Source organism: Nocardia sp. NPDC127526 (genome assembly GCF_042672265.1).
GTDB lineage: Bacteria > Actinomycetota > Actinomycetes > Mycobacteriales > Mycobacteriaceae > Nocardia.
Window position 1 is genome coordinate 21,666 of the sequence record NZ_JBHXVO010000045.1, and the last position, 19,992, is coordinate 41,657.

The following is a 19,992-nucleotide window of genomic DNA, read 5'->3' on the forward strand; positions in this document are numbered from 1 at the left end:
CGCCGAGGGGGATTCGACATAGTGCTTCCCGCCCGCGGGCGGGATCAGATGAGCCACGGGAGATGTAGTCCGATATGGGTCTCGAGGAGAAACTGCCCAGCGGGTTCCTGCTGAGCACGGTGGAAGATTTGGCCGGCTATCTGCGCAAGAGCTCGCTGTGGCCGGCGACGTTCGGCCTGGCGTGCTGCGCGATCGAGATGATGGCCACCGGCGGCGGGCGATTCGATATCGCCCGCTTCGGCATGGAGGCCTTCCGCGCCTCCCCGCGCCAGGCCGATCTCATGATCGTGGCCGGCCGGGTGAGCCAGAAGATGGCCCCGGTGCTGCGCCAGGTCTACGACCAGATGACCGAACCGAAATGGGTGCTGGCCATGGGCGTGTGCGCCTCCTCGGGCGGCATGTTCAACAACTACGCCATCGTGCAGGGCGTCGACCATGTGGTGCCGGTCGACATCTACCTGCCCGGCTGCCCGCCGCGGCCGGAGATGCTGTTGAACGCGATCCTCAAGCTGCACGAGAAGATTCAGGAAATGCCGCTCGGCGTCAATCGCGAAGAGGCCGTGCGCGCCGCCGAGGCCGCCGCGCTCGCCAGCCCCACCACCATTCAGATGAAGGGGCTGCTGCGATGAGTTTCGATACACCGGCCGGCACCGAGAGTCCCCCGGAGGACACCGTGACAGACCAGCACGGGGAGTCGAACCAGCCGATCGATCCCGAAGCATCCGAGAATCAGTCCGACGCCGCCGACACCGAGATCCCCGCGCCCGCCGACGAAGTCATCGGCGTGCGCACGGGCATGTTCGGCGTCTCCGGCACCGGCGACACCTCCGGCTACGGGCGGCTGGTGCGCACCATCAGCCTGCCCGGCGGCAGCGCGCCCCCCTACGGCGGCTACTTCGACGAACTGGTCGCCATTTTGCATCGCGTGCTGGAAAGCACCGGCGGCATCGCTGTCACCGAGGCCCTCGAGAAGATCGTGGTCTTCGCCGGCGAGCTCACCCTGCACGTGCGCCGCGAGCACCTGCCGCTGGTCGCGAAGACCCTGCGCGACAACGAGGCCCTGCGCTTCGAGTTGTGCCTGGGTGTGAGCGGCGCCCACTACCCGGAGGACACCGGGCGGGAACTGCACGCGGTGTATCACCTCAACTCCATCACCCACAACCGCCGGGTGCGCCTGGAAGTGTCGGTCCCCGACGCCGATCCGCACCTGCCGTCGCTGTATGCGGTGTACCCCACCTGCGATTGGCACGAGCGGGAGACCTACGACTTCTTCGGCATCCTCTTCGACGGTCACCCCTCGCTGACCCGCATCGCCATGCCCGACGACTGGCGCGGGCATCCCCAGCGCAAGGACTACCCGCTCGGCGGGATCCCGGTCGAGTACAAGGGCGCGCGCATCCCGCCGCCCGACGAGCGGAGGGCTTACTCGTAATGAACAACACCGACATTCGGTCCCAATCGCACACGCAGGAACGACCCGAACGCACGGTCACCCTCGTCGGCAACGATTGGGACGAGATCTCCGCGACGCTGGACGGGGTCGCCGAGGAACGCATCGTCGTGAACATGGGCCCCCAGCACCCCTCCACCCACGGGGTGCTGCGCCTGATTCTCGAGATCGAGGGCGAGACCGTCACCGAGGCCCGCTGCGGCATCGGCTACCTGCACACCGGCATCGAGAAGAATCTCGAATACCGCAGCTGGGTGCAGGGCGTCACCTTCGTCACCCGCATGGACTACCTCTCGCCGTTCTTCAACGAGACCGCCTACTGCCTCGGGGTGGAGAAGCTGCTCGGCATCACCGACGACATTCCCGAGCGCGCCAACGTGATCCGCGTGCTGCTCATGGAGCTCAACCGGATCTCCTCGCACCTGGTGGCCCTCGCCACCGGCGGCATGGAGCTGGGCGCGCTGACCCCGATGCTGTTCGGCTTCCGCGAACGCGAACTCATCCTCGACGTGTTCGAGACCATCACCGGGCTGCGCATGAACCACGCCTACATCCGCCCCGGCGGCGTCTCCCAGGACCTGCCCGAGGATGGCGTGCAGAAGGTCCGCGATCTCCTGGACCTCATGCCGAAACGGCTGCGGGACATGGAGTTGCTGCTCAACGAGAACCCCATCTGGAAGGCCCGCACCCGCAATGTCGGGGTCCTCGACCTCACCGGCTGCATGGCGCTGGGCATCACCGGCCCGGTGCTGCGCTCCACCGGCCTGCCCCACGACCTGCGCAAGGCCCAGCCCTACTGCGGGTACGAGAACTACGAATTCGACGTCATGGTCGACACCGGCTGCGACTGCTACGGCCGCTACCTCATCCGGGTCAACGAGATGAAGGAATCGCTCAAGATCGTCGAGCAGTGCCTGGACAAGCTGCGGCCCGGCCCGGTCATGGTGGAGGACAAGAAAATTGCATGGCCTGCCGATTTGCAGCTCGGGCCGGACGGGCTCGGCAACTCGCCCAAGCACATCTCCAAGATCATGGGCACCTCCATGGAGGCGCTCATCCACCACTTCAAGCTGGTGACCGAGGGCCTGCGGGTACCGCCCGGGCAGGTGTACACGGCGGTGGAATCCCCGCGCGGCGAACTGGGCGTGCACATGATCAGCGACGGCGGCACCCGCCCCTACCGGGTGCACTACCGCGATCCGTCGTTCACGAATCTGCAAGCGGTGGCGGCAATGTGCGAGGGCGGCATGGTCGCCGACGTCATCGCCGCGGTGGCCAGTATCGATCCGGTGATGGGCGGGGTGGACCGATGACAGAGATTCTGCTGAACCTGACCGTACGGCCGATCCCGTACCCGCAAGAGGTGCACGACCGGCTGCAGCTCGAGGCCACCGAGATCATCGAACGCTACCCGGATTCGCGGTCGGCACTGCTGCCCCTTTTGCATCTCGTGCAATCGGTGGAGAGTTATGTGTCGGGCACCGGCATCGAATTCTGCGCCGAGCAGCTGGGATTGACCAATGCCGAGGTGACGGCGGTCGCGACCTTCTACTCCATGTACCGCAAGAACCGCACCGGCGATTTCCACGTCGGGGTGTGCACCAACACGCTGTGCGCGGTCATGGGCGGCGACCAGATCTTCGCGGAACTGACGGAGCATCTGGGCATCCGGCACGGGGAGACCACCGCCGACGGCGCGGTCACCCTCGAGCACATCGAATGCAACGCGGCCTGCGACTACGCCCCCGTAATGATGGTGAACTGGGAGTTCTTCGACAACCAGACGCCGGAATCGGCGAAGGCTCTCGTGGACGGGCTGCGCCGCGGCGAGCAGATCACCGGATCGCGCAGCGGAATTCCCCTGTGCACCTTCCGGGAAACCGCGCGCATTCTCGCCGGATTCCCCGACGCCCGCCCCGGTGCCACCGATGGCGCGGCTGGTCCCGCCACCCTCGCCGGTCTGCATGTGGCCGAACAGGATTCGACCGACGGAGGCGCCCAGTGACGACCGCCCTCACCCCTGTCCTGTCCAAGCATTGGGGCGACCCGGACGGCTGGACCCTGGCTGCCTACCGCCGCCAAGGCGGCTACCGCGCCCTGCCCAAGGCGCTGAAGATGGACCCCGACGAGGTGATCGCCACCGTCAAGGACTCCGGTCTGCGCGGCCGCGGCGGCGCGGGCTTCCCGACCGGCATGAAATGGGGCTTCATCCCGCAGGGTCCCGGCCCGGACGGCAGCGTGAAGCCGCACTACCTGGTGGTCAATGCCGATGAGTCGGAACCGGGTACCTGCAAGGACATTCCGCTCATGCTGGCCACCCCGCACACCCTCATCGAGGGTGTGATCATCGCGGCCTTCGCCATTCGCGCCTCGCACGCCTTCATCTACGTGCGCGGCGAAGTGGTGCCGGTGCTGCGGCGGCTGCAGGCCGCGGTCGACCAGGCCTATGCCGCAGGCTATGTCGGCCGCAATATCCAGGGCTCGGGCTACCACCTGGAGATCGTGGTGCACGCCGGCGCGGGCGCCTACATCTGCGGGGAGGAGACCGCGCTGCTCGATTCCCTCGAGGGCCGCCGCGGCCAGCCGCGGCTGCGGCCCCCGTTCCCGGCCGTCGCGGGCCTCTATGCCTGCCCGACCGTGGTCAACAATGTGGAATCCATTGCCTCCGTGCCCGCCATCATCGCCAATGGCGTGGACTGGTTCCGCTCCTTCGGCACCGAGAAATCACCGGGCTTCACCCTGTACTCGCTCTCGGGTCACGTAACACGACCCGGGCAATACGAAGCGCCCCTGGGAATCACGTTGCGGGAGTTGCTGACCTACGCGGGCGGTGTCCGCGCCGGGCACACCCTCAAGTTCTGGACCCCGGGCGGCTCCTCCACCCCGATCTTCACCGCCGAACACCTCGACGTCGCCCTCGACTACGAAGGCGTCGCCGCCGCCGGCTCCATGCTCGGCACCAAGGCGCTGCAGATCTTCGACGACACCACCTGCGTGGTGCGCGCCGTGCTGCGCTGGACCGAGTTCTACGCCCACGAATCCTGCGGCAAATGCACCCCCTGCCGCGAGGGCACCTACTGGCTCGTCCAGCTCCTGCAACGCCTGGAGAACGGTCACGGCGACGACACCGACCTGGACAAGCTCCTGGACATCGCCGACAACATCAACGGCAAATCGTTCTGCGCCCTCGGCGACGGCGCCGCCAGCCCGATCTTCTCCTCCCTGAAGTACTTCCGCGACGAGTACGCCGACCACATCCGGCTCGGCGCCTGCCCGTTCGACCCGGCCCGGTCCACCGCCTGGGCCGAAGGAGAGCGATGACAGCCATAGCCAACTCCAGCACCAGCGGCGGCGTCACCCCCGCCGACATGGTCAGCGTCACCATCGACGGCACCACGGTGTCGGTGCCCGCCGGCACGCTGGTGATCCGCGCCGCCGAACTCGTCGGCATCCAGATCCCCCGCTTCTGCGACCACCCGTTGCTCGATCCGGTCGGCGCCTGCCGCCAGTGCATCGTCGAGGTGGAAGGCCAGCGCAAACCCGTCGCCTCCTGCACCATGGCGGTCGCCGACGGCATGGTGGTGCACACCCAGCTCACCTCCCCGGTGGCCGAGAAGGCCCAGGAGGGGGTGATGGAGCTGCTGCTCATCAACCACCCCCTGGACTGCCCGGTCTGCGACAAGGGCGGGGAATGCCCGCTGCAGAACCAGGCCATGTCCAACGGGCGCGCCGAATCCCGCTTCGACGGGGTGAAACGCACCTACCCCAAACCGATTCCGCTGTCCTCGGCGATCCTGCTCGACCGGGAACGCTGCGTGCTGTGCGCGCGCTGCACCCGCTTCTCCCAGCAGATCGCCGGTGATCCGTTCATCGAGTTGATGGATCGCGGGGCGCTCGAACAGGTCGGCATCGCCTCCGGGGAGCCGTTCGACTCCTACTTCTCCGGCAATACCGTGCAGGTCTGCCCGGTGGGCGCGCTCACCGGCAGCACCTACCGGTTCCGGGCGCGGCCCTTCGACCTGGTGTCCAGTCCGGCGGTGTGCGAGCACTGCGCCTCGGGCTGCGCGCAGCGCACCGACCACCGGCGCGGCAAGGTCATGCGCCGCCTCGCCGGGGACGACCCGCAGGTCAACGAGGAATGGAACTGCGACAAGGGCCGATTCGCCTTCGCCTACGCCACCGAACGCGACCGGCTCACCACCCCGCTGGTGCGCTCCTGGGACGGCAGCCTGCAACCGGCCTCCTGGTCGGAGGCCATCACCGCCGCCGCGCGGGGGCTGGCGTCGGCGCACGGCAATGCCGGGGTGCTGCTGGGCGGGCGCGTCACTCTCGAGGACGCCTACGCGTACTCGAAGTTCGCGCGAGTCGCCCTGGGCACCAACGATATCGACTTCCGTGCCCGCGAACACTCCGCGGAGGAAGCCGACTTCCTGGCCGCCAAGATCGCCGGGCGGGGCATCACCGTCGACTACGCGGCCCTCGAACGCGCGCCCATCGTGCTGCTGGTCGGGTTCGAGCCCGAAGAGGAATCGCCGATGGTGTACCTGCGGCTGCGCAAGGCCGCCCGCAAGGGCACCACCGTCGTCTACTCCCTCGCCCCGTACGCCACGCGCGGACTGCAGCGCATGTCGGGCACCCTGCTGCCCACCGCGCCGGGCACCGAACCCCATCATCTCGACGCCCTGCGCACCGGCGAAACCGATTCCAGCACACTGGCATACGAGGACATCAAGCTGGTCGCGTCCATGCTGCGGCAACCCGGAGCGATCGTGCTCGCCGGGGAACGCCTGGCCGGGATTCCCGGTGCGCTCGCCGCGGCCGCGCGCCTGGCCGACGAGAGCGGGGCCGGACTGGCGTGGGTCCCGCGCCGCGCCGGGGAACGCGGCGCACTCGAAGCCGGCGCGCTGCCGGTGCTGCTGCCCGGCGGCCGTCCCGTCGCCGATGCCGATGCGCGCCAACAGGTGCGCGACGCCTGGGGTGTCGAGGACGTCCCGGCCGCCCCCGGCCGCGACACCGCCGCCATCCTGGCCGCCGCACCCACCCTGGGCGCCCTGCTCATCGCCGGCGTCGAAGTCGGCGACATGCCCGACCCGCACGCGGCGTTGCAGGCCATCGACGCCGCCGGCTTCGTGGTCAGCATGGAATTGCGGCGCAGCGATATCAGCGATCGCGCCGATGTGGTGTTCCCGGTCGCCTCCGCCATGGAGAAGGCCGGCACCTTCCTCACCTGGGAAGGCCGCCACCGCCAATTCGACGCCGCCCTGCGCGATGCCACCGTGCGCCGCGAGGCCGCGCCCATGCCCGAATACCGGGTCCTCGACGCCATCGCCCAGGACATGGGCATCCGCCTCGGCCTGCCCGACGCCGCCAGCGCCCGCGCGGAATTGGCGGACCTGGGCGCCTGGGACGGACCCGCCGCCGCCACCCCCGTGCACCGGCCCCACCCCATCGCGCAACCGTCCTCGGGCACCGCGCTGCTCGCCTCGTGGCGCATGCTCCTGGACCGCGGCAAGATGCAGGACGGCGAACCCAATCTCGCCGGCACCGCCCGCCCCACCGTGGTGCGGCTCGCACCGGCCACGGCCGCCGAAATCGGCGCCACCACCGGCGATCCGGTGACGGTCAGCAACGACCACGGCCAGATCACCCTCCCCTTGGTCATGACCGAGATGCCCGAACGGGTGGTGTGGCTGCCCATGAATTCCCCTGGCTCCGACGTGCTGGTGCAACTGGGCACCACACCCGGCCACCTCGTGCGCATCCGACGGGAGGACCACCGTGAGTGATCTGAGTATGTTCGGCCACGACCCGTGGTGGCTGGTGCTGGTCAAATCCCTCGGCATCTTCGTGTTCCTGCTGCTCACCCCCATGCTGGCGGTGTACGCGGAACGAAAGATCGTGGCCTACATGCAGATGCGCGTCGGACCCAACCGGGTCGGGCCGCGCGGGTCGCTGCAGTCCATCGCCGACGGGGTGAAGATGCTCCTCAAGGAGGACATCGTCCCGGCCATCGTGGACAAGCCCATCTTCATTCTGGCGCCGGTCATTTCGCTCATCCCCGCGGTCATGGCGTTCGCGGTCATCCCGTTCGGGCCCGAAGTGTCCATGTTCGGGGAGCGCACGCCGCTGCAGCTGACCGATATGCCGGTGGGCGTGCTCTACATCCTGGCCATGGCCTCGGTCGGCGTGTACGGGATCGTGCTGGCGGGCTGGGCCTCCGGATCCACCTATCCGCTGCTGGGCGGGCTGCGCTCCACCGCGCAGGTCATCTCCTACGAGATCGCCATGGCGCTGTGCTTCGCGGCGGTGTTCCTGCTCTCGGGCACCATGTCCACCTCCGGCATCGTGGCGGCGCAGTACGGGACCTGGTATGTGTTCCTGCTGCTGCCCTCGTTCCTCATCTACGCGGTGTCCATGGTCGGCGAGACCAACCGCGCCCCCTTCGACCTGCCCGAGGCCGAGGGCGAACTGGTCGGCGGCTTCCACACCGAGTACTCCTCGCTCAAGTTCGCCATGTTCATGATGGCCGAATACATCAACATGGCAACGGTTTCCGCGCTCGCCACCACGCTGTTCTTCGGCGGCTGGCACGCGCCGTTCCCGCTCAGCCTGTGGGCCGGCGCCAACTCCGGCTGGTGGCCCATGCTGTGGTTCACCGCCAAGGTGTGGGCGTTCCTGTTCGTGTTCATCTGGCTGCGCGGCACGCTGCCGCGCATGCGCTACGACCAGTTCATGAACCTGGGCTGGAAACTGCTCATCCCGGTATCGCTGGCCTGGGTGATGTTCGTGGCCACGCTGCGGGTGCTGCAGAACGAGGGCATGAACGTGCAGACCCCGGGCATGGTGATCGGCGGAATCGTGGTGGCGCTGTTGCTGATCGGGCTGGTGCTCAAGGCCGGGCACGCCGGCGACGATCGCACCAAGGCCGCCCCGGATGCGGACGCGACCACCATGTACTCCGATTTCCCGGTGCCGCCCATGCCCGCCGAACCGGCGGCCGCCGCACCCAAACCCGGTCTGCTCGAACCGCTCGGCGGGTTCGCGGTCACCGCGGCCACCATGTTCAAAAAGCCCAACACCGAGCTGTATCCGGAGGTCAAGACACCGACCGCGCCGCGCTATCACGGGCGGCATCAGCTCAACCGGCATCCCGACGGCCTCGAGAAATGCATCGGCTGCGAGTTGTGCGCGTGGGCCTGCCCGGCCGACGCCATCTACGTCGAGGGCGCGGACAACACCGAGACCGAACGGTTCTCCCCCGGTGAGCGGTACGGGCGGGTCTACCAGATCAACTATCTGCGCTGCATCGGCTGCGGCCTGTGCATCGAGGCCTGCCCCACCCGGGCGCTGACCATGACCAACGACTACGAGATGGCCGACGACAATCGCGCCGACCTCATTCTCGAGAAGAAGAACCTGCTCGCCCCCATGGAGCCGGGCATGCTCGCCCCGCCGCACGCCATGTACCCGGGCGCCGACGAAGGCTCCTACTACCGCGGCGAAGTCCCCGGCGCGCCCGGCGAACTCGCCGGAGCCGAAGGAGGGACCAAGGCATGAGCACGGTCTACACGGTCGCGAATCAGGCCCAGCCGGCGCAGGAACTGGTCACCCACACCGGCACCGGCGAGGCCGTCATGTTCTGGATCCTCGCCGTCATCGCCGTGGTCGGCGCGCTCGGCATGGTCAGCGCGCGCAAGGCCGTGCACTCCGCCCTGTGCCTGGCCGCCACCATGATCACGCTGTCGGTGTTCTACATCGCCCAGAGCGCACTGTTCCTGGGCGTCGTGCAGATCGTCGTCTACACCGGCGCGGTCATGATGCTGTTCCTGTTCGTGCTCATGCTCGTCGGCGTGGACTCCTCGGAATCGCTGAAGGAGACGCTGCGCGGGCATCGGCTGGCGGTGCTCATCGTCGGCGTCGGCTTCGGCATGCTGCTCATCGCCGCCATCGCCCGCGGCATGGCCGCGCCCAGCGTCGCCGACACCGGGCCGGGCCTGGGCGGGGACTACACCATCGGCGCGCTCGCGGAACTGATCTTCCTGCAATACGTCTGGGCCTTCGAGCTCACCGGCGCACTGCTCATCACCGCCACCATCGGGGCCATGGTGCTCGCCCACCGGGAACGGTTCGGGCCGCGCACCGATCAGCGCGAACTGTCCAAACAGCGCTTCCGCGACGGCAAACGGGTCACGCCGCTGCCCACGCCCGGCGTGTACGCCCGCCACAATGCCGTCGACGCGCCCGCGCGACTGCCCGACGGCTCCTTCGAGGAGCTCTCGGTCAGCACCATCCTGCGGCACCGGCGCAACCGGGCGCACGAGGAAGCCGCGGTGCTGTCGGTGGGCAACGGCAATGGCAACGGTGACGCCCCGAACGGCAATGGCGGCAACGACTCCCACGAGGAAGGCTCGCGGTGAACCCGGACAATTACCTGTATCTCTCCGCCCTGCTCTTCACCATCGGCGCGGCCGGAGTGCTGGTGCGGCGCAATGCGATCGTCGTGTTCATGTGCATCGAGCTCATGCTCAATGCGGTGAACCTGGCCTTCGTCACCTTCGCCCGGCTGCACGGCAATCTCGACGGGCAGGTGTTCGCCTTCTTCACCATGGTGGTCGCCGCCGCCGAGGTCGTGGTCGGCCTGGCCATCATCATGACCATCTTCCGCGCCCGCCGCTCGACCTCGGTCGACGACGCCAACCTGCTGCGGTACTGACATGGATACCGCACAGATGATGCTGTGGCTGCTGCCCGCCCTGCCCCTCGGCGGGGCCGTACTCCTGCTGCTGCTCGGCAAATACAGCGATAAATGGGGGCACCTGCTCGGGTGCGCGCTGGCATTGGCGTCCTTCGGGGTCGCGGTGTGGGCGTTCTCCGAGATGCTCGGACGCGCCGACGCCGCACGCGCCGTGCACTACAACCTGTTCAGCTGGGTGCCCGTCACCGGGCTGGAAGTGGACTTCGCACTGCAGATCGATCAGCTGTCGATGTGCTTCGCGCTGCTGATCACCGGCGTCGGCTCGCTCATCCACATCTATTCGGTCGGCTACATGTCGCACGATCCGGAGCGGCGGCGGTTCTTCGCCTACCTCAACCTGTTCCTGGCGGCCATGCTCGTGCTGGTGCTGGCCGACAACTTCCTGGTGCTCTACCTGGGCTGGGAAGGCGTGGGCCTGGCGTCGTATCTGCTGATCGGGTTCTGGTACCAGAAGCCTTCGGCCGCAACGGCGGCCAAGAAGGCGTTCATCGTCAACCGCGTCGGCGACATGGGACTGGCCATCGCGCTCATGGTCATGTTCGCCACCTTCGGGTCGGTGGACTTCCAGACCGTGTTCGGGGCCGCCGATCAGGCCGGCAGCGGAACCCTCACCGCCATCGGGCTGCTGCTGCTGCTCGGCGCCTGCGGCAAATCCGCGCAGGTGCCGCTGCAGTCCTGGCTCGGCGACGCCATGGAAGGCCCCACCCCGGTGTCGGCGCTCATCCACGCGGCCACCATGGTCACCGCGGGCGTGTACCTGATCGCGCGGTCGAACCCGATCTTCGATCTCGCGCCCGGCGCGCAGGCCGCGGTCATGGCGGTCGGCGCGATCACCCTGCTCTACGGCGCGATCATCGGCTGCGCCAAGGACGACATCAAGAAGGCCCTCGCCGCCTCGACCATGAGCCAGATCGGGTACATGATCCTGGCCGCCGGTCTCGGACCGGTCGGATACGCCGCGGCCATCATGCACCTGCTCACCCACGGCTTCTTCAAGGCCGGACTGTTCCTCGGCGCTGGCTCGGTCATGCACGCCATGAACGACGAAACCGATATGCGCCGCTACGGCGGACTGCGCAAACTGCTGCCGATCACCTACGTCACCTTCGGATTCGGGTATCTGGCCATTCTCGGGGTGCCGCCGTTCGCGGGCTTCTTCTCCAAGGACCGCATTATCGAAGCCGCGTTCGCGCACGGCGGATTCGGCGGCATCGTCACCGGCTTGGCGGCCCTGGCCGGTGCGGGCATCACCGCCTTCTACATGACCCGCGTCATGCTGTTCACCTTCTTCGGCGAACGCCGCTGGAAGGAAGGCACCCACCCGCACGAGGCTCCCGCCTCCATGACCGGGCCGATGATCCTCCTGGCGATCGGCTCCGTCGCCTCCGGCGCGCTGCTGGCCTACGGTTCGGCGCTGCAGAATTGGCTCGAACCCGTCGTCGGCTCCCACCACGGCGAACCGATCATCCCGGTGTGGGCCATCACCTTCTTCGCCCTGGCCGTCGTGGCCGCCGGCGTGTGGGTGGCCTACGACCAGTACGCCCACCACGAGATCCCCAAGGTCGCCCTGGCGGGCACCCCGCTCACCGCGGCCGCCCGCAAGGATCTCTACGGCGACGACTTCAACGAGGCCGCGTTCATGCGCCCGGGCCAGCACCTGACCCGCTCGCTGGTGTTCGTCGACAATCGCGGCATCGACGGCCTGGTCAACACCACCGCCGCCGTCATCGGCGGCCTGTCGGGCCGAATCCGCCGCGTGCAAACCGGTTTCGTGCGCTCCTACGCCCTGTCCATGTTCACCGGCGCGGCCCTGGTGGCCGCCGCCCTGCTGGTGGTGAGGTTCCTGTGAGTGAGCTTGCGAACGAACCAAAGACACAGCGAGTGCCGCTCACGGTGTCGCCGAGCGCTAGCGAGGTGGCGGCGTGAGTGACTTTCCGTGGCTGACAACGCTGTGGGCGGTTCCGCTGGCCGGAGCCGCGCTGGTGCTGCTGTTCCCGGCGGCCTGGCGCACCGCGGCGCGCTCGTTCGCGCTGGCGGTCTCGCTGGGCACGCTCGGGGTCGGGATCTGGCTCGCCATCGAATTCGCACCCGGCGGGGAGCAATACCAGTTCGTCGAATCCCACCAGTGGATCCCGGCCTTCGGCGCCGGCTACACCCTCGGACTCGACGGCATCGCCCTGGTGCTGGTGCTGCTCACCGCCGGCCTGGTGCCGCTGCTCATCCTCGCCGGCTGGCAGGACGAGCGCGAAGTCGGCTCCGGGCGCCGGGTCGCGCACTACTACATGGCGCTGACCCTGGTCGTCGAGGCCATGGTGCTGATCTCGTTCGTGGCCTTGGACATTCTGCTGTTCTACGTGTTCTTCGAGGTCATGCTCATCCCGATGTACTTCCTCATCGGCGGGTTCGGCCCGCGCACCGAGGATCTGGCCATCCGGGCGCAGCGCTCGCGGGCGGCGGTGAAGTTCCTGCTGTACAACCTGTTCGGCGGGCTCATCATGCTGGCCGCGGTCATCGGGCTCTACGTGCTCACCGCGCGTGAGGGTCTCGGCCAGGACGGCAACGGGACCTTCGACTTCCGGGCCGTCATGGCGGCCGCCAACTCCGGGCAGCTCGGCGCCGGACCGATCGTGCTCAATGCGCTGTTCCTCGGATTCATGTTCGCCTTCGCGGTGAAAGCGCCGCTGTGGCCGCTGCACACCTGGCTGCCCGACGCCGCCGTGGCCGCCACCCCGGCGAGCGCGGTGCTCATGATGGCCGTGGTCGACAAGGTCGGCACCTTCGGCATGCTGCGCTACTGCCTGCTGCTGTTCCCGGACTCCTCGTCGTACTACGCGCCGGTGATCAGCGTGCTCGCGGTCATCGGCATCATCTACGGCGCGCTGCTGGCCATCGGGCAGACCGATGTCATGCGGCTCATCGCCTACACCTCGATCTCGCACTTCGGCTTCATCATCCTGGGCATCTTCGCGCTCACCACCCAGGGCGGAACCGGGGCGACGCTGTACATGGTCAACCACGGCATCTCCACCGCGGCGCTGTTCCTCATCGCCGGATTCCTGGTCTCGCGCCGGGGAACCCGGCTCATCGCCGACTACGGCGGAGTGCAGAAAGTGGCGCCGGTGCTGGCGGGGACGTTCTTCATCGCCGGTCTGGCCACGCTGTCACTGCCCGGACTCGCGCCGTTCGTCAGCGAATTCCTGGTGCTGATCGGCACATTCACCCGCTACCCGGTCGCCGCCGTGTTCGCGGCGTCGGCGCTGGTGCTGGCCGCGCTGTACGTGCTGTGGATGTACCAGCGCATGATGACCGGGCCGGTCAAGCCCGGCAACGAACGCCTCTACGACCTGCTGCCGCGCGAACTGGTCGTGGTGGTGCCGCTCATCGGGGCGCTGCTGTTCCTCGGCTTCTACCCGAAACCGGTGCTGGACACCATCGATCCGGCCGTGGCCAACACCCTCACCACCATCGGCCAACATGATCCGGCGCCCGCCGTCACGCCCGAAGCCGCCCAGACGCAAACCGGAGGTGCACACAAATGAGTGGACCCCTGCTCCACGCCGCCGCAGCGGCCGATATGCGGCTCGCCGCAGCGGTGCCCGCGCCGTCCATCGAATACCGTGAGCTCTCACCCATGCTCATCGTGTTCGGGGTCGCGGTGGCCGCGGTCCTGGTGGAAGCCTTCGCGCCCAGGCGATCCCGCTATGCCGTGCAGTTGATCCTCGCGCTCGGCGGCATGGGTGTCGCGCTCGGCGCGGTCATCGGGCTGCGCGGCACCAACGCCACCGCGGTGGTGGGCGCGGTCGCCATCGACGGGGTGACGCTGTTCCTGCAGGGCACCGTCCTCGTGGTGTCCATCCTCGGGGTGCTGTTCATCGCCGAACGGCGCGCGGACCGCATGCCGATCCGCCGCGAAGGACCCGGCACCTGGAGCCTGACCGCCGCCCGGGGAGTGGACGCCTTCACCCCGCAAGCCGCGGCCACTCCCGGCAGCTCCGACGAAATCGCCGCCACCCGAGCCGGAGTCACCACCACCGAGGTCTTCCCGCTGACCCTGTTCGCGGTCGCCGGGCTCATGCTCTTCCCGGCCTCCAACGACCTGCTCACCATGTTCATCGCCCTCGAAGTGCTGTCGCTGCCGCTGTACCTGCTGTGCGGACTGGCCCGCCGCCGGCGGCTGCTGTCGCAGGAAGCGGCCTTGAAGTACTTCCTGCTGGGCGCGTTCTCCTCGGCGTTCTTCCTCTACGGCATGGCGCTGCTCTACGGCTACGCCGGCACCGTCCGGTTCTCCGGCATCGCCGACGCCGTCGCCCGCGACACCACCGAATCGCACACCCTCGCCATCCTCGGCGTGGCCATGCTGGCCGTCGGCCTGCTCTTCAAAATCGGCGCGGTGCCGTTCCAATCCTGGGTGCCCGACGTCTACCAGGGCGCACCCACCCCGGTCACCGCCTTCATGGCGGCCGCGACCAAGATCGCTGCAGTCGGTGCATTGCTGCGCATCCTGTACATCGCGGTCCCCGGCCTGCGCGACGACTGGCGCCCCATCCTCGCCGCCGTCGCCATCGCCACCATGGTGGTCGGCGCCGTCCTGGCCATCACCCAAACCGACATGAAGCGCATGCTCGCGTATTCCTCTGTCGCCCACGCCGGTTTCATCCTCACCGCCCTGGTGGCAGCCAACAACGCCGGCGTCTCCTCCACCCTGTTCTACCTCGCCGTCTACGGCCTCGGCACCCTCGGCGCCTTCGCCGTGGTCAGCCTGGTCCGCGACGAAAACGGCGACGAGGCAACCGCACTCCCGGCCTGGGCCGGCATGGGCCGCCGCTCCCCCTGGCTCGCCTGCATCTTCTCCCTCTTCCTGCTCTCCATGGCAGGCATCCCCCTCACCAGCGGCTTCATCGCCAAATTCGCCGTCTTCGAAGCCGCCTCCTCCGGCGGCGCCGTCCCCCTCGTCATAGTCGGCGTAATCACCAGCGCCATCGCCGCCTTCTTCTACATCCGCGTCATCGTCCTCATGTTCTTCACCGATCCCCCCATCACCCCACCCACCCTCGTCTACCCCACCCTCACCACCACCGTCATAGCCCTGACCGCCGCCGCCACCCTCGTCCTCGGCATCTTCCCCCAACCCCTCCTCGACCTCGCCGACAAGGCCGCCACCTTCACCCGCTGACCGCCCTACCCGAACAGGCCCACCGCCCCCGGCGGTGGGCCTGTCCCCTATCACCATCACCGCAAAGCCGGATGCGGTCGGAATAGCCGGACCGCACGTCTCGGGACGGTCGATATGCGAGACTGGCGCCGTGCAGCCCAAGCGTAGGGTTCACTTTGTGGGCAGCCTGCCCGCACAGTTGGACAGTCCCGAGAAGGCTATGGCGTTCGCTGTCGACACAGCCGGTGAATTCCTCGATGGCATGGTTCCGGGCTGTGAAGCGGATCCGTATCGCGCCCAGTGGTACGTCAGACCCATCATCGACCGGCTCGGCGGCATCCCGGCGCTGGCGCCGGTGCGCCGCGGTGATTGGTCGACGCTGCGTTCCCGCGACACCTTTCGTCTTCGGGCCGGCCGATCGCTGGCCGAAGCCGATATCGACGCCGCGCTCGGCTATGCGGAGGAGGCCGTGCGCGCCGGGGACGCGCTGGTTCGCCGGCACCGAACCGATCCCGGACTGCGCTTGCAGGTCGGTATACCGACACCCTTTGTCATCGGTTTCATCGCCTTCGAGGCGCGCATGCTCGTGTGGCGGCGCGGCTTTCCCTACTACCGCCCAATTGCCGACGCCACGGTGCGGGAGATCGTCCGTATCCAGGAGGCGTTGCGGGACAACGTCGTATTCCAACTCGAATTGGCAGCCGAGACGCTCCTCTGCGCGGGGACACCCGCGGTGTTGCGGCAGGGACCGGCCACCGCGGCGGGTCGAGCGATCGCACGTCTCGTCGCCCGGGCCCCCCATGATTCCCGATTCGGTGTGCACCTGTGCTACGGGAGCCTCGACGACAAACCGGTCGTGCGACCGAGGTCTACGGCCCCGGTTGTCGCGCTGGCCAACGCGATAGCGCGACACTGGCCCGCGGGAAGGCGTCTCGAGTTCGTCCACCTGCCCATCGGCGACGGCACGCAGGCGCCGGTTCGGCCGCGGTACTACGCGCCGCTGGCGCGCCTCGAATTGCCTGCCACCACGCGTGTCATCGCCGGGCTGGCCCATCCGGAGCAACCGCTCGCGCAGGCACGACAGGCGCTGGCGGCGGCGGAGTCGGCCTACGGCGGCCGGTTGGACGTCGCGGCCCCCTGCGGTCTGGGCCGTTACGCGACCGTCGACCGGGCACGGTCCGCGGTAGCGCACGCGGTCGCCCTGGCCGAGGCGGATCCGGACCCGACCCGCGACAGCGGTGGGGAGTGAATACCTGTCGGCCTGTTGTGGCCTGTCGAATCATGTTGCGCCGGAACGGCGTACGCCGATGGCTCGACCGCGATGGTGATTCGCGCACACCCGGCGTAGCGGTCGGCTACGGTTACATTCGTGGCCGAAGGTGCAGAAGGACCTGCGTCGGAGCTTAGACGGAAACCGGACTCGTTCGACCCCGGAGAGGTGAACTCCGCCCGGTTGTACGACTATTTGCTGGGCGGGAAGGACAATTACGAGACCGACCGGGAGATGGCCGGTCGAATGCTCTCGCGCGTACCCGAACTCAAGACCCTGGTCTGGTTCACCCGGGGTTTCCTGCTGAAAGCGGTCGAGATGGCCGCTAATGCCGGTATCCGTCAGTTCCTCGATCTCGGCTCGGGGATCCCGGTCTCGCCCAGCGTGCACGAGACGGCTCGCGAGATCGAGCCATCGGCGCGGGTGGTGTACGTCGACTACGACCCGGTCGTGGTCACCCACTGCGACGCGCTGCTAGCCGGGCCGCCCGGAGTCGCCGCACTGCTGGGCGACATTCGTTGTCCCGATGACATTCTCGATCAACTCAGCGACCGCGCTCTGATCGATTTCAACGAGCCGGTAGCCGTCATACTCTCCGGCGTGCTGCATTACGTGATGGACGACGAACGCCCCGCCGAGATCGTCGCCGCCTTCCGTGATCAATTGGCACCGGGCAGTTACCTGGCGATCAGTCACGGCTCCTCCGAGTCCGACCCGGAGATACTCCGCGTGCTCACCGGCACCGACAACACTCCGGCCCAGGTCACCTTTCGGTCCACGGCGCAGACGCAGGCATTCCTTGCCGGCTTCGAGTTGTTCGAACCCGGCGTGGTGCCGGTTCAGCAGTGGCTCCGCCCCGGCTTGCCGGACACACGGATGGTCATGCTCGGCGCTATCGGCCGCAAACCCTGAGGAAACGGCTGTGAGCGCGAGTATTCTTTGATGCGCCAATTTGTTGTTGGCCGCCTGCACATTCGAGCGTGCATCAGGCGCTGTCCCAGTTGATCAGAGGATGAAGAGATGAAGTCCTTCAATATTGTCGCTGGTGTCGTGTCGTCGATCATGACGGTCGCTGTGGCCTCGACCGGCGCCTCGGTTGTCAATGCCCCTACCGCATTTGCCGCGCCCGGTAATTTCCTAATCACCAAAGACGTTCCCACCGTGGCCGATCTCCAGGAACAGGTCGTCTTCCTGATCGAAACGCCCGGCGTCTCCGACGAGGCCAAAGCGGCCAATATGGAAGGCGGTATGGGGGCGGTCGCGGTCGCGAACGCCCTCTACAACACCGGTATGTTCCGGGCTCCGTACGGATCCAATGAGATCAGCGGTCCGGAAACCCACGACGGCGACGTGCACACCGCCATGCTGCGCACCAAGTCGGTGGGGCGGCCGGATATCACCGCGCGCGTGGTCTGGAAGCGTATCGATGGTGTCTGGAAGCTCTCCAATAGCTCTGTGTGCGAGGGCATCAAGGCCGTGGGCCTGTCGATGTCCTGCGACTTCTGACCAGCTCCGGGCACCGTGATCGATATTCGTGACCTCACCCTGAGCTACCCGGGCGTGACCGTCCTGGAAGTCCCCGCACTCACCGTGGCAGACGGGGCGGTCACCTACCTGATCGGTCTCAACGGCACCGGCAAGACTACGCTGCTGCGGTGTATCTGCGGCCTCGTCGCGCCCGCCGCTGGGACCGTCCGGGTCGACGGCACCCTTGTCCGCGCCCATCACACCACACCTGCCACGCTCGGAATGCACCTCGACTACCGGGCTTTCGACCCGCGCCACACCGCACGCCGGCATTTGCGCTGGATCGCTCGTGCCCGCGGCATACCCACCGCCCGGGTCGGCGAGGTGCTCGAGATCGTCGATCTGGTCGGGGTCGCCGATCGCAGACTCGGGCACTATTCGCTCGGCATGCTCCAACGCGTCGGCATCGCCGCCGCACTGCTCTGCGAGCCTCGGACCCTGCTGCTCGACGAGCCGCTCAACGGCCTCGACATCGCGGGTATCCGCTGGATACGCGAATTGCTGCGCGACCTGGCCGATGCCGGGACCTGTGTCCTGGTCGCCACGCACCTGCTCGACGAGGTCGAACGCAATGCCGACCACATCGTCATCCTCGGCAACCGGCGCATTCTGGCCGACCAGCCCTTCGCCCACCTCATGAGCACGCTGGGGCCCGACGAGACCAGCCTCGAAGACGCCTACGTGCGAATCGCCGGCCTGCCCACCCGTCTCGCATCCGGCGCGGTCTCATGAACAGTCCCGCTCCGGCCACCCTCCTGTGCCGCGGCGTCGCCGCCGAATGGACCCGCACCACCGGACGCAGTTTCCTGTGGACCGTTGCCGTCCCGCTCACCTTCGTCCTGCCGCTGGCCGTCACCTTCGGAATCGCCGCCGTCGCAGAACGACTCGCCACCCTGCCCGGACAGCGTTTCGTGGCCCCGGTATCCACCGTCAACTCCGTGTACTGGGTGATGACCTTTTCCGTCTCGGTCATGATGGTCACCGCCGCCTACGCCCACGGCACCCAGCGACGCGGTCGGACCAGCGATCTCAACACCTTCCTGTTCCCCCGGCTCTGGACGGCCGCGCTGGCCCGGTGGATCTACTACGGCGCCATCGCGGCGATATCGACACTCGTGCTGCTCGTCGTCGTGATGGTCACGCTGCCCCTGCAGTTCCCGGAACTCTATGGGGGCGTGGACATCACCGACTCGGCCGGTGTCCGGTTCCTCTGGACCGTCCCGGTCTACGCGTTCGCCGCATGCGGGGTGGGCATCGCGGTCGGGTCGCTGATTCGCGCGCCGTCCGCCGCCGTCGCCGTCCTCCTGTTCTGGGTCTATGTAGCCGAGAGCGCCATGAATCTGCTCCCCCACGGATTCACCCTGCAGGCCTACGCCCCGTTCCTCAACGCCGTCGCCGCGACAGGCCAGCAGGTCGCTTTCGTCCCCCGCTTCGGCCGCACCGGATCGCTGCTCTACTTCATCCTCGTCGCCGCCACCCTCTTCGTCGCCGCCGCGGTGCTGCCCCTCCTCCTTCGCCGGATATCCGGACATCGCAGGACGGCGCCCACCGAATCAGGCAAAAGCTAGCCGCGGTCACCGGCCCGGTGACCGCGGCGCCGATTGTTCACGCGACGGCCGGACGAACCTCCAGCGGAAGCCTTCTCAGCCCGGGGATCGGCCCCATCACCCGCGGGAGCTTCCTGGCCGGGACCGGCCGGAACTCCCACTGCGACAGCAGACTGTGCAGAGTCGTCTGCAGTACCACCCACGCGAAATTTCGACCGACACACATCTGATTGCCCATGCTGAACGGAACGAAGCTCCGGTTTTTCGACCCAGGGTTCGACGGCGACCACC

The 19,992-nt window shown here is 67.9% G+C and carries 18 protein-coding genes; 17 read left to right on the plus strand and 1 reads right to left on the minus strand.

Annotation, left to right across the window (positions count from 1 at the left end):
• Nucleotides 1-74 precede the first annotated feature (74 nt).
• The 17 genes from ACFVIV_RS37080 (at nt 75) to ACFVIV_RS37160 (ending at nt 19,722) form a co-directional block, all read left to right on the plus strand.
• Nucleotides 75-629, plus strand: coding sequence for a NuoB/complex I 20 kDa subunit family protein (locus ACFVIV_RS37080; RefSeq protein WP_379204682.1), 555 nt, complete (start codon nt 75-77; stop codon nt 627-629).
• Nucleotides 626-1,432, plus strand: a complete 807-nt coding sequence (locus tag ACFVIV_RS37085) for an NADH-quinone oxidoreductase subunit C (RefSeq protein WP_379204684.1) — start codon at nt 626-628, stop codon at nt 1,430-1,432. Before ACFVIV_RS37080 ends, ACFVIV_RS37085 begins: the two co-directional genes overlap by 4 nt.
• Nucleotides 1,432-2,763: an NADH dehydrogenase (quinone) subunit D gene (gene nuoD / locus ACFVIV_RS37090; RefSeq protein WP_379204685.1), complete on the plus strand. Its 1,332-nt coding sequence runs from the start codon at nt 1,432-1,434 to the stop codon at nt 2,761-2,763. The genes ACFVIV_RS37085 and nuoD overlap by 1 nt, the downstream gene beginning before the upstream one ends.
• Complete coding sequence (gene nuoE / locus ACFVIV_RS37095; RefSeq protein ID WP_379204687.1) at nt 2,760-3,455, plus strand: NADH-quinone oxidoreductase subunit NuoE; 696 nt, start codon at nt 2,760-2,762, stop codon at nt 3,453-3,455. Before nuoD ends, nuoE begins: the two co-directional genes overlap by 4 nt.
• Nucleotides 3,452-4,771 carry an NADH-quinone oxidoreductase subunit NuoF gene (nuoF, locus tag ACFVIV_RS37100; RefSeq protein ID WP_379204689.1) on the plus strand — a complete coding sequence of 440 codons (1,320 nt, stop codon included), beginning with the start codon at nt 3,452-3,454 and terminating at the stop codon, nt 4,769-4,771. Before nuoE ends, nuoF begins: the two co-directional genes overlap by 4 nt.
• Nucleotides 4,768-7,236 (plus strand): NADH-quinone oxidoreductase subunit G, encoded by a 2,469-nt coding sequence (locus tag ACFVIV_RS37105; protein WP_379204690.1) that lies wholly within the window; start codon nt 4,768-4,770, stop codon nt 7,234-7,236. The genes nuoF and ACFVIV_RS37105 overlap by 4 nt, the downstream gene beginning before the upstream one ends.
• Nucleotides 7,229-9,007: an NADH-quinone oxidoreductase subunit NuoH gene (gene nuoH / locus ACFVIV_RS37110; protein WP_379204692.1), complete on the plus strand. Its 1,779-nt coding sequence runs from the start codon at nt 7,229-7,231 to the stop codon at nt 9,005-9,007. The genes ACFVIV_RS37105 and nuoH overlap by 8 nt, the downstream gene beginning before the upstream one ends.
• Nucleotides 9,004-9,867 (plus strand): NADH-quinone oxidoreductase subunit J, encoded by an 864-nt coding sequence (locus ACFVIV_RS37115; protein ID WP_379204694.1) that lies wholly within the window; start codon nt 9,004-9,006, stop codon nt 9,865-9,867. Before nuoH ends, ACFVIV_RS37115 begins: the two co-directional genes overlap by 4 nt.
• Nucleotides 9,864-10,163, plus strand: coding sequence for an NADH-quinone oxidoreductase subunit NuoK (gene nuoK, locus ACFVIV_RS37120; protein ID WP_067538598.1), 300 nt, complete (start codon nt 9,864-9,866; stop codon nt 10,161-10,163). The genes ACFVIV_RS37115 and nuoK overlap by 4 nt, the downstream gene beginning before the upstream one ends.
• A gap of 19 nt (nt 10,164-10,182) precedes the next feature.
• Complete coding sequence (nuoL, locus tag ACFVIV_RS37125) at nt 10,183-12,054, plus strand: NADH-quinone oxidoreductase subunit L (protein WP_379204712.1); 1,872 nt, start codon at nt 10,183-10,185, stop codon at nt 12,052-12,054.
• Between the two features lie 73 nt (nt 12,055-12,127).
• Nucleotides 12,128-13,744 (plus strand): NADH-quinone oxidoreductase subunit M, encoded by a 1,617-nt coding sequence (locus ACFVIV_RS37130; protein ID WP_379204696.1) that lies wholly within the window; start codon nt 12,128-12,130, stop codon nt 13,742-13,744.
• A complete protein-coding gene (gene nuoN, locus ACFVIV_RS37135; RefSeq protein WP_379204697.1) occupies nt 13,741-15,378 on the plus strand; it encodes an NADH-quinone oxidoreductase subunit NuoN in 1,638 nt (545 codons plus the stop codon). Before ACFVIV_RS37130 ends, nuoN begins: the two co-directional genes overlap by 4 nt.
• A 157-nt stretch (nt 15,379-15,535) precedes the next feature.
• The gene (locus ACFVIV_RS37140; RefSeq protein WP_379204699.1) at nt 15,536-16,606 is read left to right on the plus strand and encodes a hypothetical protein; all 1,071 of its coding nucleotides are present in this window, start codon (nt 15,536-15,538) and stop codon (nt 16,604-16,606) included.
• 120 nt (nt 16,607-16,726) lie between these two features.
• Nucleotides 16,727-17,539 carry an SAM-dependent methyltransferase gene (locus ACFVIV_RS37145; protein ID WP_379204701.1) on the plus strand — a complete coding sequence of 271 codons (813 nt, stop codon included), beginning with the start codon at nt 16,727-16,729 and terminating at the stop codon, nt 17,537-17,539.
• A 108-nt stretch (nt 17,540-17,647) separates the two neighbouring features.
• A complete protein-coding gene (locus tag ACFVIV_RS37150; protein WP_379204702.1) occupies nt 17,648-18,133 on the plus strand; it encodes a hypothetical protein in 486 nt (161 codons plus the stop codon).
• Between the two features lie 15 nt (nt 18,134-18,148).
• Entirely contained in the window at nt 18,149-18,886 is a 738-nt protein-coding gene (locus ACFVIV_RS37155; protein ID WP_379204704.1) for an ABC transporter ATP-binding protein, read from the plus strand.
• Nucleotides 18,883-19,722 (plus strand): ABC transporter permease, encoded by an 840-nt coding sequence (locus ACFVIV_RS37160; RefSeq protein ID WP_379204706.1) that lies wholly within the window; start codon nt 18,883-18,885, stop codon nt 19,720-19,722. The genes ACFVIV_RS37155 and ACFVIV_RS37160 overlap by 4 nt, the downstream gene beginning before the upstream one ends.
• Before the next feature lie 37 nt (nt 19,723-19,759).
• Here the strand turns inward: ACFVIV_RS37160 and ACFVIV_RS37165 are convergent.
• Nucleotides 19,760-19,992, minus strand: a 233-nt coding sequence (locus ACFVIV_RS37165) for a cytochrome P450 (protein WP_379204708.1), incomplete at its 5' end; no start/stop codon positions are given.